Source organism: Palleronia sediminis (assembly GCF_004358695.1).
Lineage (GTDB): Bacteria > Pseudomonadota > Alphaproteobacteria > Rhodobacterales > Rhodobacteraceae > Palleronia > Palleronia sediminis.
Genome location: NZ_SNAA01000004.1, coordinates 1 through 13,788, shown reverse-complemented (window position 1 = coordinate 13,788; position 13,788 = coordinate 1). Strand labels below are relative to the sequence as shown.

The window sequence follows — 13,788 nt, the reverse complement described above, 5'->3', positions numbered from 1 at the left end:
GGCTCAGCTATCCTTGTTCATGCGACGGGTGAAACGCTCGGCCCAGATGCCGACGACGGCGGTCAGGATCAGCGCGACGGTCGCGATGGCGTTGATTTCGGGGCTCATTCCCGAACGAAGCATGGCAAAGATCAGAACCGGCAGCGTCGGTTCGTAGCCGCCGAGAAAGAACGAGCGCACGAAATCGTCGAACGACAGCAGCAGGCAGAAGATCGACGCGCCGAGTATGGCGGGCACGAGATAGGGCAGCGTGATGCGGATGAACGAGATCAGCGGATCGGCCCCCAGGTCGCGGGCGGCCTCGATCTGGCTTCTGGGCAGGGTCGAGAGGCGCGCCATCACCACGAGCACGACGAAGGGCACGTTATGCACCGCATGCGCCCAGACGATCGCGCCCATGCCCGGCTCGATCCCGAGCCAGCGGGCGTAGATACGGAACGCGATGGCCGAGATGATCCCCGGAACCAGCGCCGGCAGCACCGCCAGGCCGAATATGATGGTACGCCCCCAGAACTTGCGCCCCTCCAGCAAGACGGCAAGCCATGTGCCGACAAAGATCGAGATCAGCGTCGACAGGATCGCGATGGCGACCGAGTAGCCGAAGGTCGACAGGATCTCGGCATCGGCAAAGACCCCCACATACCATTCCAGCGTCCATGAACGGATGGGAAAGCCGATGAACTTGCTGTCCTTGAAGCCCATGAGCACCATCAGGATCAGCGGCACGAACACGTAAAGGACGAAAGACCAATAGATGCAGGCGAGAAAGATGCGGTTGCCGCGGAAGAGTTCGGGACGGTCGTTCATTTCCTGTCTCCCTTGCGCAGGGCGCCCATCAGCTTCTGGAACGCCGCCGTGATGACGAGCGCGGCCGCGAACATGATCGTGGCAAAGGCTGCCCCGGTGGGCCATTCATCCCCCGCGACGTGGAAAAAGCCGGCAATGGTCTCGGCGAAAACCGTGGTCGACGGCCCCCCCAGCAGGACGGGCGTGGCGTAGAACCCGGTCGAGATAAGGAACACGAGCGTGCACCCCGAAGAGATCCCCTCGATCGTGAGCGGGAGCGAAATGCGGCGGAACCGCGTCCAGGCGCCCGCGCCCAGATCGGCAGCGGCCTCGTTCATGCTTTGCGGCAGCTTTTCGAGAGCGGAATAAAGAGGCAAAAGCATGTAGAGCGCGGTCAGGTAGACGATGCCGACGCCCATGGAAAAGCTGGTATACATGAAGGGGATCGGCCGGTCGATCAGGCCGAGGGTCTTGAGCACGAGGTTCACCGCCCCGGTATTGCCCAGCAGGATCATGATCGCATAGGTGCGCACGATTTCCCCGACCCAGAACGGGATCAGCAGCAGCAGCAGGAACAGCATCTGGTTGCGGCGACTGACATGGCGGGCGAGGAAATAGGCGACCGGATAGGTGATCAACAGCGTGCAAAGCGTGAACACCCCGGCAAAGGTCAACGTGCGGAAGAACGGCATCCAGAAGATGCTGTCGCCGAAGAACCGCGCGTAATTATCCAGCGTGAAGCTCTGCTCCACCCCCGGCGCGACCGGGTAGGCATCCGTCAGCGAAACGCGCAGCATCTGAAGCATCGGCCCCAGATGTTGCGTCAGCACCCAGAGGATCGGAAAGGCGGCCAGGATGAGGAATTGACGACGCGGCGAGGCGGTCGCCAGTCGCATCAGCGTGTGATACGGCCCCCATCCGGCAAGGCGACCCCAAAAGGTCCGGTCCTGCCTGTCCGGGGCATGCCCGCCGCGTTTCGCGGATGCGTCAAAGCTCATTCGGATTGTCTTTCGCTGGTGTCATTGCCCCGCCCCTCGAAAGAGGCGGGGCCCTGGATGACGAAGCGCGATCAGGCGGCCTTGACCGCCTCGACGGCCGGATCGACGAGGCTGTATTTCATCTCGTTCGCCTCGGCACGGAAGAATTGCAGGTTCGCGAGCTGCTCGTCGGGGAAGACGGTCGATTTCCGTTCCAGATCGGTCAGGTATTCCGACGCGCCCTTGTAGGTCGAGATGAAGCCCGACGCTTTCGTCATTGCGGCGCCGATCTCGGGCGAGGCCAGCAGCGCGTCGAGGAACGTGTAGGCGTTCTCGGAATTGGGCGCGTTATTGGCGATGTTGAACGTGTAGACAAAGCCATACGAGCCCTCGCGCGGGATCGTCATGCCCAGCGGGAAGCCGTCATTGATCAGCGCCGCGGCAGGCCCGTTCCAGCTATGGCCCAGGACGATATCCTGGTTGACCATCATCTGCTGGAACTCGGCACCGCTGTCGTAATACTTGCGCACGAGCGGCTTTTTCTCGATCAGGAAATTCTTGGCTTCTTCCACGATCGCCGCAGCTTTTTCCGGGTCGTCCATGTATTCGACCATGTTCCCGTCATAGCCCATCTTGAGCATGATGATCGAGAACATGTCCTGGATGATATAGGCGGTCTGGTTCGCGTATTCCTGCGAGAACAGCGTATCCCAGGTCATCGCCTCTTCTTCGCTGACGACCTCGGTGTTGTAGGACAGCACCTCCATGCCGGACAGGATCGGCACGCCCCATTTGTTGCCGTTGATCGTCGACCAATCGCTTTCCGAGAAGGTCGGATTGATGTTCGACCAGTTGGACAGGCGGTCGGTGTCCAGCGGCGCAAGCAGATCGCTCTGGATGAACTGCAGGAACCGGTGGCCGGCAACGGTCATGATGTCGACCGTCGGGTTGGGCTGTTCGGCCGCCAGCAGGTTGAACTGCTTGCCCTGGTCGTCGACGAGGCGGACATTGACCTTGATGCCGGTCTCGGACTCGAACTGCTCGCGGAAAGCCTCGGGCACGAAATCGTTGTAGGTCCAGATATTCACCTCGCCGCCCGACTGGGCCATGGCGCGGCGCAGATAGGCGGGCGATGCCAGCGCCGCACCCGTGATCGAGGCGGTGCCGAGAAAGCGCCTGCGGTTGAGAATGAGTTTCGTCATGGTTTCGTCTCCCTGTTGATTCTGGTTGGTCGATTTGCCAGTCACGCCGTCGCGCGGGCCGCGTTCGGCGCGTCACGCAAAAGGCCCGTTTTCGCGGCTTCCTGCAGATCGTCGAGGCTGAACCGCTCCAGATCGAGCGCCGCAAGTATCTCGTTTTCGGCCTCGAAGTTCCGCCCATACATCGCCGAAAAGACGCGGATGCCCGCCTCGTGCAGCATCGCCGGATGTCCCGCCAGCCGGCCGAGGACGGCGGTCAGGACCAGCCCATATGGCACATCCTCGGTGACATAGCGGCTATCGGCCGTGGCAGGCCCCGTGCCGCCATTGCCCTGGGCGTGCATCTGCTGGTTCATCTCCGAGATCGAGGCGATGGGAACGTGAAAAGACAGGTGGAAATGCTCGAAGATCGTCTTGACGCCCAAGCCCAGCGCCTGCGCGATCTCCAGCCTTTCGCGGTCGAGCTCTTCTAGAAGGCGGCCGACCTTCGGCGTCACGTTCTGACCCTGGGACCAGGTTTCCCCCCGCTCCATGCGGGTGATGTTGCCCAGCGCGATGCCCATGTGGTTCTGCGGATTGAGGTTCGACAGCGAAATCGCCAGCAACCCGTCACGCGGCTGGAACCGATCCCCGAAAAGCTTCTGGCAAAGTTTGAGCGCCTCGGCCGAGCGATCCGCGGGCACTGTGCAGAGGTCGACCCGGTTTCGGACGGTGTTCACCGTGACCTCGGTTCCCGATTGCCGCCGCCCCGTGCATATCGTGGTGCCCCAGGCGGTGATCGGCGCGCTGACGCCACGTTCGGACAGTAACCCCATGAGATAGACCGCCCCGAGCGAAGCATGGGAGGACATGATGACATGCTGCCCCTCCGCGATATGCGGCGCCAGGGCATCGAGCACGGCCTTGTGGCCATAGGCGGGCAAGGCGACGATCAACACCTCGTTCTCGCGTGCCAGCATGGCCGCGCTGTTGGCGATCCGCGGGGTGAGCGTGGTTTCCACGGCGCCCGTCGCGCGCAGCGTTCCGCCCTGGGCCAGGTCCTCGGTGCCGCGACCCGAGGGCGACCAGAGCATCGGATCATGGCCCGCCTCTTTCAGAACGGCCGCCGTTCCGAACGCGACCGACCCCGCGCCTGCCAACCCTACTTTCTTGCCCAAATCCCCTCCCCCTCCGGCTTTCTGCGATACGTTTCCGCGATCCCGTCGCAGTATAGCAGATTGTCGTTCATTCTTTCGAAAACATGATCCGCAAGAGGTTTACGACACCCGCACGGGATCGCCCAGCACATGCATCAGGCGGTTTGCCCAGCCGAACAGCGCGGACGACAGGATGAGGTCCAGCACCTCGGCCTCGTCCAGCCCCGCGTCCCTGAGCGCCGCAACATGCTCTTGCCCGACCCGAGGCGGCGCCTCGGACAATGCAACGGCAAAATCGAAGATCGCGCGATCACGCGGGCTCAGATCCGCCCGGGCCCCGTCGCGGAACAGCTTGTCGGTGACATCTGTGGATTTCTCGAGCTGCGCATGCCGTGCCGCATGAACCGCGGCGCAATAGATGCAATGGTTGACCATCGAGGCCCCGAGCGCGCCCAGTTCCCGCTCGGACCGCGACATGCCGCCTTCGTCATACATGATGGCGTTGAACAGCGGAGAGCGTACCTTGAGGCTTTCGACATCATGGGCCAGCGTCAGGACGTATTCCGACACCTTGGTGTTCGATGGCGTGACCTTGAGCGCGTCCAGTTGCTCTTGGCTCGCCTCTTCGAGATCGACCGGTTTCAGCCGCGGCTGCCAATGGGGCACGTTGCGGGTGAATTTCGTGATCACCCTGGTCATGCGTAGACCTCGTTCAGCACGCGCAGCCCGGCAATCACCCTGAGTTGATACGCAAGAAACGCATTCAGTTCGCAAAGCCGCACGATATCGGCATCGCCGATCCCCGCCGCCTGCAACGACGCGATGTCGGGCGCGGAAACGTCGCGCGTCTCGACCGCGACCTTGTCCATGAAGGCCATCACCTCGGCAAGCCCTTGCCCGGACCCGTCGACGGACGGATCGGCGAGCGCGGCGTAGTCCCCCGCATCCGTCCGGTAATGCCCGGCGAGTTCGGGTTCCCCGTTCAGCGCCGCGATCCGCGCGGCCATTGCGGCGCGCAAGCCGTGCGGCCACCGGCCGCAATCCCGCGGGCGCAGCACCGCAACCTCTGCCTGTTGGGTCATCCCGAAGATATTCGCGCGCCGCTCGACGGCGGCGGCAGACCCGCTGGCGGCTGTCGATCCGGCCACCCGCAACGCGGTCGTGTCTTGCGCCATCAGGCCACTTTTCCTTTCCTGTCCTCGCAGATCAGTTCCGAGGCGACCCATTCGCTGCCGTCGAGCTCGGGCTTGGCATAGTCCAGCATGGCCTGCCAATGCAGCGCCACGTCCTCGGCATACAGCTTTGCCGCGATCGCGCGCGTCAGCCATCCGGCGCCTTCCGAGATGCCGGGGATGTCCCCGCTGACCTTGCCAAGGCTGGCGGAGGCGCCGTAGTTGAAACAGTAGACATTCCCGAGCCACGGCGCCTGTCCCGGCACCTTTTCGCGAAAGGTGAAATCCTCGTTCAGATAGGGAAAGCGCCCCAAGTCGCGCGAGGGCTCGTCTTTTGGCGGGGTATAGACGTCCTGCCACAGCAGGATGTCGCCGGCCGCGTCGCCGAACTCGGTCCGCGACATGGGATCGATGGTAAAGCCGGTGCCGAGGATCACGAAATCGGTCTCGTAGGACGTGCCGTCGGCAAAGCCGACCTGAACCGCGCCATTCCGTTCGACCGTGCTTTCCACAGCCTTCCCGAAGTGGAAGTAGGCATTGAGGTGGCGGCTGACCCGCTTTGTCGAGCCATGCGGCGGCGGCGTCTGGGTGGCAAAGGAATACTGCATGAAGCGCCAGCGCCATTCGTCGGGCAGGCTGGCGTAACCGGCCGTGAAGCCGAAGGAACCGATCCCCATCATCTTGTTGATGGTGGGCATCTCCTTGCGGCGGATCAGGTGGCGCACTTCGGCGGCACCGTGTTCGAGCGCCTCGGCCGCGTTGTCCACCGCCGACGCACCCACGCCCACGACCGCCACGCGCTTGCCCCTGAGGCGGTCGAACTCGATCTCGTCGGCGCTATGCGCCCAGTACTTGCGGTCGAGGCCATGAACGAAACCCGGAATATTCGGACGACCGGTGCCGTCGCGCCCGGTGGCAAAGACGAGCTTGCGCGTGAGGATCGAGCTTTCGCGCGCGCCCGATAGATGCAGCCGCAGCAGATCGCCCTCCGGTTCGACCCGGTCGACGGACACGCCGTTTTCCACCGGGATCTCGAGAACCCTCCGATACCACTTCAGGTAATCCATCCACATCGGGCGCGGGATCTTGTCCAGCGACTCCCATTTCTCGGTGCCGAACTGCGCGCGATACCACGCCTGAAAGCTCAAGGCGCCGTGGCCGTAGGCGGGGCCGGTCAACTCTTTCGGGGATCGCAGCGTTTCCATCCGGGCATAGGTCAGCCAGGGGCCTTCGCGTCCGACCGGGCTGCGGTCGAGCACCCGCAGATTGTGGATGCCGCCGGTCTTGAGGGCCATCCACGCCACCATGCCGCACATGCCGCCGCCGATGATGACCACGTCGCTGATCCCCTCGCGGGCCGGAACCCAATCCTTGCCGGGCCAGCCGAGGAATCTCAGATCCTCGTGCAGCCGCGCCTCGAGCCGGGGCAGCCCTTGACCGTCGATCGGGGAGGCGGTGTCGAGTTTCATGGCGTCTTTCCTGTGACTCTGGTTTCGGCTGCGGCCGGGCCGATCGTCGAACCGATCCGTTCGAAAGCCGACGATCTAGCGGTCATGGGCATACCGATGATGCGCCTTGTGTAAAAGCGGGTTGCGCAGATAGAGGCCTTTGCCCGATCGTTCGGTTCCGGCGCGATCACCGGCCAGGGGATGGGATCCCCGCTGGATCGGTCCCGCCATGGTCGCCATACCGGCGTTCGGCGTCAACACCGGCATCACGGCACCGATACCGGGTCGATCATGCGGGCAGCGGCCTGCGCAGGGGCGGGAACGGGACGCCGGTACCGGACGGCGAACGACCTGCGAAACACCGGAATGGACCGTGCGGCGATCATGACGCGAGCATGCCCCCGGCGAGGTCTTTGGCCTTGAACCGCGCGGTACTGGTCTCGACCCGGTATGCGTCGACGAAATCGGGTGCGATCCGCGCAAGCCTGTCCACTGCCGCGATGACGGCATCCGCCTTGTCGTCGCTCATGAGGGCGGAAAGGTTCAACCTGACCCAGCCGGGCTTGGCGGTCTCTTCGCCCTGCGCGAGCGCCGCGATGGTCGCATCCGAATCGGCGCGGCCGAGCCCCAGCAACCGATGGCCGTATGGCCCCGCGCAGGCGCAACCGCCGCGGGCCTGGACCCCCGTCAGATCGCTGAGCAAGCGGGTAAAGAACTGGTGATGCACCAGCCTCCCCTGCCCATCCCGAACCCGGAACGAAAAGATGGGCAGCGCGGCGGCATCCGGGATGCCCAACAACTCGATCCGATCGTTGCGCGCCCAGACCTCGAGCGCGCGTTGCCTGAGTTCCGTCTGCCGCGCATCCAGCCAGTCCTGGCCAAGCGCCTCCTTGATCAGCATCGCCAGGGCAGTGCGGATATCGCCGATCACGTTCGGCGTTCCGCCTTCCTCCCGCGCAGACAGCCTGTCGGAATAGACATGCCCCCAGGGCGACACGAAACTGACCGTGCCGCCGCCCGGCAGCGTCGGCGTCAACCGGCAGGCGATCCCGTCCCGAATGACCGCGACACCGCTGGAACCGGGGCCGCCGGGGAACTTGTGCGCCGAGAACACGATGGCATCCTTCTGCGCATCGGTCCCCGCCTTCATGTTCATGTCGCGATAAGGGCCGGCACAGCCGTAATCCCAGATGGCCAGCGCGCCATGCGCGCGCAGCATCCGCGTCACGGCATCCACATCGGTCAGGATGCCGGTCACGTTCGACGCGGCCGAAAACGTCCCGACGATCCGCGCCGCGCCCTGCGACGTCCTGAGCGCCATTTCGAGCGCCGCCATGTCGACACCGCCGCCGGGCGCCTCGGCAATCTCGATCACCTCGGCGCCGGTTTCGCGCCAGGGCAGGATGTTGGAATGATGCTCGTAAGGGCCTGTCAGCACCACCACGCGCTGCCCCTGACGCGCCATGGCCGCAAGGTCCAGAAGGCCCGCGATGCGGTTTATCCCGGCGGTCGAACCCGAACCGGTGAACACCACGCTCATGCCCGCATCGGCGCCGGTCAGACGCGCGATCTCGGCCCGCGCCGCCTCGCGCAGTTTCGTCATGTATTCGCCGCAGAACGACGCCTGCGTATGGGTGTTGGCGTAGTAGGGCAAAACGGAATTGCGGATGAAATCCTCGACCTGCGCCAGCGCACGGCCCGATGCCACATAGTCGGCATAGATCATCGGCCGCGACCCGAACGGCCCGTCGATCCGGGCATCCTCGCCGATCAGCCCCGCGCGGACGCGTTCATGCACGTCGGCGCCTTGCAGCGAAGCCTTGAAATCGTCGAGCGCGGTCATGTCGTTCCCTGTCTGGATCGAGCCGAGCATGACCTACTTGGCGCAAAAAACATCACCGTTTTTCTCGTTGAAGTAGCTGTTTTTGGGTCATATGATCTGCGTATGGCGCATGACCTCGATCATTTTGATTTTCGAATCCTCGAGGAGCTTCAGCGCGATGCGTCCTTGTCCCAGCGCGCACTCGCCGACAGGGTCGGGCTTTCGCAGAATGCCTGCTGGCGTCGCCTCAAGGCGCTCGAGACATCCGGCGCGATCCGCAAACGCACCGTGGTGATCGATCGCGAAAGACTGGGCGGCGGGTTCGTCGTGTTCTCGATGATCAAGACGCGGCATCATTCGGCAGGATGGCTGCAACTGTTCCGCAAGCATGTCTCGGCCATCCCCGAAGTCATCGACTTCTTCCGCATCGGCGGAGAATACGACTACCTGCTCAAGATCATCGTCCACGACATGGCGGGCTATGATGACGTCTACAAACGCCTCATCGAGAATATCGAGCTGGAAACCGTGACGTCCTATTTCGCCATGGAGGCGATCGAGGAACAGCGCCCGATCCCGCTAGGATAACGCCGCGCCATCCGCACAGATCGACGTCCTCGACGGCGCGGGTGCCCCGGTCAGCGCCAGTGCAGCACCACCTTGCCGGATTGGCCGCTTTTCATCGCGGCAAAGCCGTCCTCATACGCAGTCGCGTCCATCCGATGCGTGATCACCTGGCTGATATCCAGCCCGTTCTGCAGCATCGCGATCATCTTGTACCAGGTCTCGAACATCTCGCGTCCGTAAACGCCCTTGATCGTGATCGCCTTGAACACGATGCGCGACCAGTCCACCGGCGATTTGCCCGGCGGTATGCCCAAGAGCGCGATCTTGCCACCCATGACGAGACTGGCGACCATCTGGTCCAGCGCCTGCTGGCTTCCCGACATCTCGAGCCCGACATCGAAACCCTGCTTCATGCCCAGTTCGTGAACCACGTCGCTCAGATCCTCGCGGCTCACATCGACCGCGCGCACGGATCGGCAGACCTTTTCCGCAAGCTCGAGACGGGCCGGATTGATATCCGTGATGACCACGTTCCGCGCCCCGGCATGGCGCGCCACCGCGGCCGCCATGATGCCTATCGGCCCGGCCCCGGTGATCAGCACATCCTCGCCCAGCAAATCATAGCTCAGCGCCGTGTGGACCGCATTGCCCAGGGGATCGAGGATCGCGCCGATCTCGTCGGGAATGTCATCGGGCAGCGGGACGACATTGAACGCCGGGAGTCTGAGGTATTCCGCGAACGCCCCCTGAACGTTCACGCCGATGCCGCGCGTGCCGGGATCCAGGTGAAACTTGCCCGACCGGCTTTGCCGGCTTTCGGTGCCCACCATATGACCTTCGCCCGAGCAGCGCTGGCCGATCTCAAGCCCGGTGACGTTGCGCCCGATCTCGACGATCTCGCCCGCGAATTCATGCCCGGTGATCATCGGCACCGGAACCGTGGCTCTGGCCCAGTCGTCCCAGTTCCAGATGTGGATATCGGTGCCGCATATGCCCGTCGCATTGACGCGGATCAGCACCTCGTCCGGGCCGATCTCGGGGATCGGCGCCTGCACCATCCAGAGCCCCTCTTCGGGGCGGGATTTCTCCAACGCCCTCATCGTGTTGGGCCGGGTCATCCGATAACTCCGAGGCTACGGCCCACCCTGGCGAATGCGGCGAGGGCGCGGTCGAGTTGCGCATGGGTGAGGACGGCATTCATCTGCGTGCGGATGCGGGCCTGTCCCCGAGGCACCACCGGGTAGAAAAAGCCCGATACATAGATCCCTTCTTCGAACAGCCCGGCGGCCATCTCCTGGGCCAGCGGCGCCTCGCCCAGCATGACGGGTATGATCGGATGTTCGCCGGGCAGAAGATCGAAACCCAGATCGGTCAATCCCTTCCGCCAATAGGCGGCATTCTCGAACAGCCGCTCGCGCAATGCGGCACCCTCATCCACCAGGCGGATTGCCTCGAGGCCCGCGGCCACGATCGAGGGCGGCAGGGCGTTCGAGAACAGGTAGGGCCGCGCGCGCTGCCGCAGCAGGTCGATCACCGCTTGGGGACCGGCGACATACCCGCCCAGGGCACCGCCGAGCGCCTTGCCCAGCGTCCCGGTAAGGATATCGACCTCGACCCCGAAATGATCCGGCGTCCCGGCACCGCTCGGCCCCATGAACCCCGTGGCGTGACAGTCGTCGACCATGACCACCGCCTCGTGTTCCTGCGCCAGCCGCGTGATGGCGGGCAGGTCAGCCAGGTGCCCATCCATCGAGAACACCCCGTCGGTGGCGATCATCACGTGCCGCGCGCCGGCGTCGCGGGCCTCTCTCAGCTTTGCCTCCAGGTCGGCCATGTCGTTATTTGCATAGCGGTACCGCTTTGCCCGGCAGAGCCGTATGCCATCGATGATCGAGGCATGGTTGAGGCTGTCCGAGACAACCGCGTCCTCCGCCCCCAGCAGGGGCTCGAACAGGCCGCCATTGGCATCGAAGCATGCGGCAAACAGTATCGCGTCGTCCTTTTTCAGGAAGGACGCGAGTTTCCGCTCCAGTATACGGTGCAGGTCCTGGGTGCCGCAGATGAACCGGACCGAGGCCATGCCGAACCCCTTGTCGTTCATCACCTCGCAGGCCGCCCGGATCAGGTCCGGGTGATCGGCAAGGCCGAGATAATTGTTGCTGCAGAGGTTCAGAACCTCGCGCCCGTCGACCGTGATCTCGGCGCCCTGCGGCGAGGTGATCATCCGCTCACGCTTCATCAGGCCATCGCAATCGATTTCCGCCAGAGCGCTTCGCAGATCGGCGATGAAACGGTCGGACATCGGTAAATCCCCTCTCCTACCGGCGGAGGGCGAAACATAGCTGACGGCAATCCGCAATCAAGCACCGACGCTGGCGGGAACCGTCCGGCGAGGAGGGCATCGTTCGCGGACATGGTGAACCATTGCGGGTCTCGAACGGCAAGAAACTACCGCGTGATGCGGGTCGTCGGCGGGTGCCATCGATGCGGATCGGGCGTAAGTTAGTGGCTGGCTTGGCGTTATGCAATCGGAGCGAAGTTTGCCCCGCGAGGCGACCGCTCGCGAGGGAGAGCGTCACGGGGGGGGTAAACTGCGGGGATGTATCCGTAACGCAACACGGCGGACCTTCGGGCTTCAGCAGGCGCGGGAAACGCCAATGCCGCGCCGATAGGCTGCGTGTATGATTGACGGTACACAGGGAGATTTGGTTGCGGGAGTAGGATTTGAACCTACGACCTTCAGGTTATGAGCCTGACGAGCTACCGGACTGCTCCATCCCGCAGGGGGTGGATAGACCGTGTGCAGCGTGGGTGCAAGGGGTTCTCGGCGTCAAAGATTGCGTTCCGCGGCGGTGATTTGTGCGAGCGTTTCGTCTAGGCCCGCGCTCCCTTTCGGGCGCCATCCTAGACCCTGAAGTAAGGAGCAATCCATCTCGCTTGCGGGGTCGAAGGGCGCGTGTGGCGGCAGCTTGCCGGTCATGCGGCTGATTTCCGCATAGCGATGCAGCAGGTCTGCGCGGTCGAGGATCAGGTCCGACACGTTGAGCGGGCCGATGTGGCCCGCGTCGATGGCAAGTGACAACGCTTGCCACAGATCCGCGCCATGAACTTCGGTTCCGCAGCGCGGTGCGATCCGGCGACCGGCGCGGAAATTGTCGAAGAGTTCGGCCCATTTATGCCTTTGCCACGGCGCGGGTGGGCCATAGACGCCTGTCGCGCGCAGCGACACCGCGTCGCGTGGCGCGAGATACGCCTCGACCTCGGCCTTGACCCTGCCATAGAGGGTATCGGGTTTGAGTGGCGTAGCCTCGTTCGGACGCTCGGCACGGGGGCCGGGGCCATAGACCGCGCGCGACGAGAGAAACGCGATTCGGACATGCGGTGCAGCCTCGAACAGCGCCAAGGTGCCGTCGACATTCAGCCGTCGAAACAGCTCGGGGTCCGCACCTTCGCCCCCGCGATATCGGCCCGGAACGTGATGAAACGCGCAATGAACCAGAAGATCGACGGGCAATTCAGGTGGTCGGTCCCCGAGCTGCCATCGCACATGTCCAATCCCAAGGTTCCGCCAGATCGGCGGGGGGGGCGTGCGGCCTAGCAGCAGAACCTGATGCCCCTCGGCCAACGCGCGCTCGACCATGAACTTTCCGACCAGGCCCGTGCCTCCGGTGATCGCGATCCTCATGGGGGCGGTGGCAGGGTCGAGAGATCGGGAATGTCGTGGCCGCGTTCGAAAGCGCGCCAGAGCTCGATCAGGGGCAGGAGCCGCGAGCTTTTGTCATGCGGCGTGTCCCAGGGCTTTTCATATTGAAAATGCACGATCCTGATATCCTGCCATCGCCATATCTCGGGGAGGTTGAGCCAGACATACTGCATCATGTTGTAATAGATCGGCAGGCCATGCCAGTCGGGGAAGTATTCTTCGAGGAAGGTCTGGTCGGTACGACGCCAGAATTTTCCCGGTCGATCCAGAACGCGCAGCATATCTTCATAGATCGCGGGGTCTGGCCGTGCCGTGAATACGCCGGAATTGAGCCGACCGAAATCGACGAGGCTTTCGTACAGGTTGGGCGCGGCACAGAATTGCGGGTACGAAAAAAGCCGATCGCAATTCCGCAGGACGATGGCATCGGCATCGATATAAACCAACGCGTCGTAATCGAGCTGCCAAAGACGTAGCTTGGCAAAATTGTGCAAGGGCACATGGAACGCCGGCTTGTTCCCCTTGGAAAAGGGGGCGCGGCCATGGAGATTCCCGCGTTCGTGTAGTTCATGGAACTCGCGGGACAATCTTGGCAGCTCAACGGGAACGAGCCGGGCGCCGCGCGTCGCGAGATCGTCGAGCCCGGCCAGGTCGATCCCAGGGTCGTGCATCACGACGATATCTGCTGCCGTGCCGCTCAGCTTCAGCGAGTTCACCAATGCACGCGCGCCCGGAAGATAGCTGTCGGCCGTGACGAGGGTCACATAGGCGCGGCGATCCGGATTGACGTCCTTGGGCAACATGGCCTTGGGGTACGCCCTTTCGCCATCGCTCCGCCACCGGATTCTTGCCCCCCGAACACACGAACACCCCCGCCATTTCTGGCGGGGGTGTTTTGTATCGTTTCAGAGATACGTTTAGATGTCGTTCGCCAGGTCTGGCGGTGACCTACTCTCCCACGTCTTGAGACGCAGTACC

The 13,788-nt window shown here is 63.6% G+C and carries 13 protein-coding genes and 1 tRNA gene; 1 reads left to right on the top strand and 13 read right to left on the bottom strand.

The annotated features are described in order from the left end of the window. Window positions 1-3: 3 nt before the first annotated feature. From E2L08_RS04965 to E2L08_RS04930, 8 genes are all read right to left on the bottom strand, one after another. The gene (locus tag E2L08_RS04965; protein WP_133395964.1) at window positions 4-807 is read right to left on the bottom strand and encodes an ABC transporter permease; all 804 of its coding nucleotides are present in this window, start codon (window positions 805-807) and stop codon (window positions 4-6) included. After that, a complete protein-coding gene (locus E2L08_RS04960; RefSeq protein ID WP_133395963.1) occupies window positions 804-1,784 on the bottom strand; it encodes an ABC transporter permease in 981 nt (326 codons plus the stop codon). Before E2L08_RS04960 ends, E2L08_RS04965 begins: the two co-directional genes overlap by 4 nt. A 71-nt stretch (window positions 1,785-1,855) precedes the next feature. Beyond that, window positions 1,856-2,965 carry an ABC transporter substrate-binding protein gene (locus E2L08_RS04955; RefSeq protein ID WP_133395962.1) on the bottom strand — a complete coding sequence of 370 codons (1,110 nt, stop codon included), beginning with the start codon at window positions 2,963-2,965 and terminating at the stop codon, window positions 1,856-1,858. 41 nt (window positions 2,966-3,006) lie between these two features. Then, window positions 3,007-4,119: an NAD/NADP octopine/nopaline dehydrogenase family protein gene (locus E2L08_RS04950; RefSeq protein WP_133395961.1), complete on the bottom strand. Its 1,113-nt coding sequence runs from the start codon at window positions 4,117-4,119 to the stop codon at window positions 3,007-3,009. Between the two features lie 99 nt (window positions 4,120-4,218). After that, on the bottom strand, window positions 4,219-4,797 hold the full coding sequence (locus E2L08_RS04945; protein WP_133395960.1) for a peroxidase-related enzyme: 579 nt from the start codon (window positions 4,795-4,797) through the stop codon (window positions 4,219-4,221). After that, window positions 4,794-5,246, bottom strand: a complete 453-nt coding sequence (locus E2L08_RS04940; RefSeq protein ID WP_240758125.1) for a hypothetical protein — start codon at window positions 5,244-5,246, stop codon at window positions 4,794-4,796. Before E2L08_RS04940 ends, E2L08_RS04945 begins: the two co-directional genes overlap by 4 nt. A 26-nt stretch (window positions 5,247-5,272) precedes the next feature. Continuing rightward, window positions 5,273-6,739 carry an NAD(P)-binding domain-containing protein gene (locus tag E2L08_RS04935; RefSeq protein ID WP_133395959.1) on the bottom strand — a complete coding sequence of 489 codons (1,467 nt, stop codon included), beginning with the start codon at window positions 6,737-6,739 and terminating at the stop codon, window positions 5,273-5,275. A gap of 361 nt (window positions 6,740-7,100) precedes the next feature. Then, entirely contained in the window at window positions 7,101-8,561 is a 1,461-nt protein-coding gene (locus E2L08_RS04930; protein ID WP_133395958.1) for an aminotransferase class V-fold PLP-dependent enzyme, read from the bottom strand. A 102-nt stretch (window positions 8,562-8,663) separates the two neighbouring features. On the opposite strand from E2L08_RS04930, the gene E2L08_RS04925 reads away from it, so the two are divergent. Beyond that, on the top strand, window positions 8,664-9,128 hold the full coding sequence (locus E2L08_RS04925; protein ID WP_133396138.1) for an Lrp/AsnC family transcriptional regulator: 465 nt from the start codon (window positions 8,664-8,666) through the stop codon (window positions 9,126-9,128). A 50-nt stretch (window positions 9,129-9,178) separates the two neighbouring features. On the opposite strand, the gene tdh is transcribed toward E2L08_RS04925, so the two are convergent. The 5 genes from tdh to E2L08_RS04900 all read right to left on the bottom strand — a co-directional run bounded on the left by tdh (window position 9,179) and on the right by E2L08_RS04900 (window position 13,613). Beyond that, window positions 9,179-10,207: an L-threonine 3-dehydrogenase gene (gene tdh / locus E2L08_RS04920; RefSeq protein ID WP_133396137.1), complete on the bottom strand. Its 1,029-nt coding sequence runs from the start codon at window positions 10,205-10,207 to the stop codon at window positions 9,179-9,181. A 14-nt stretch (window positions 10,208-10,221) separates the two neighbouring features. Then, entirely contained in the window at window positions 10,222-11,409 is a 1,188-nt protein-coding gene (locus E2L08_RS04915) for a glycine C-acetyltransferase (RefSeq protein ID WP_133395957.1), read from the bottom strand. Between the two features lie 404 nt (window positions 11,410-11,813). After that, window positions 11,814-11,890, bottom strand: a tRNA-Met gene (locus E2L08_RS04910). A 47-nt stretch (window positions 11,891-11,937) separates the two neighbouring features. Continuing rightward, window positions 11,938-12,792, bottom strand: coding sequence for an NAD-dependent epimerase/dehydratase family protein (locus E2L08_RS04905; protein ID WP_133395956.1), 855 nt, complete (start codon window positions 12,790-12,792; stop codon window positions 11,938-11,940). After that, the gene (locus E2L08_RS04900) at window positions 12,789-13,613 is read right to left on the bottom strand and encodes a glycosyltransferase (protein WP_133395955.1); all 825 of its coding nucleotides are present in this window, start codon (window positions 13,611-13,613) and stop codon (window positions 12,789-12,791) included. Before E2L08_RS04900 ends, E2L08_RS04905 begins: the two co-directional genes overlap by 4 nt. Window positions 13,614-13,788 lie beyond the last annotated feature (175 nt).

Coding starts and splice junctions, on each gene's coding strand:
- E2L08_RS04965 (WP_133395964.1), bottom strand. CDS start 807: ATGAACGACCGTCCCGAACTCTTCCGCGGCAACCGCATCTTTCTCGCC.
- E2L08_RS04960 (WP_133395963.1), bottom strand. CDS start 1,784: ATGAGCTTTGACGCATCCGCGAAACGCGGCGGGCATGCCCCGGACAGG.
- E2L08_RS04955 (WP_133395962.1), bottom strand. CDS start 2,965: ATGACGAAACTCATTCTCAACCGCAGGCGCTTTCTCGGCACCGCCTCG.
- E2L08_RS04945 (WP_133395960.1), bottom strand. CDS start 4,797: ATGACCAGGGTGATCACGAAATTCACCCGCAACGTGCCCCATTGGCAG.
- E2L08_RS04935 (WP_133395959.1), bottom strand. CDS start 6,739: ATGAAACTCGACACCGCCTCCCCGATCGACGGTCAAGGGCTGCCCCGG.
- E2L08_RS04930 (WP_133395958.1), bottom strand. CDS start 8,561: ATGACCGCGCTCGACGATTTCAAGGCTTCGCTGCAAGGCGCCGACGTG.
- E2L08_RS04925 (WP_133396138.1), top strand. CDS start 8,664: ATGGCGCATGACCTCGATCATTTTGATTTTCGAATCCTCGAGGAGCTT.
- tdh (WP_133396137.1), bottom strand. CDS start 10,207: ATGAGGGCGTTGGAGAAATCCCGCCCCGAAGAGGGGCTCTGGATGGTG.
- E2L08_RS04915 (WP_133395957.1), bottom strand. CDS start 11,409: ATGTCCGACCGTTTCATCGCCGATCTGCGAAGCGCTCTGGCGGAAATC.
- E2L08_RS04905 (WP_133395956.1), bottom strand. CDS start 12,792: ATGAGGATCGCGATCACCGGAGGCACGGGCCTGGTCGGAAAGTTCATG.
- E2L08_RS04900 (WP_133395955.1), bottom strand. CDS start 13,613: ATGTTGCCCAAGGACGTCAATCCGGATCGCCGCGCCTATGTGACCCTC.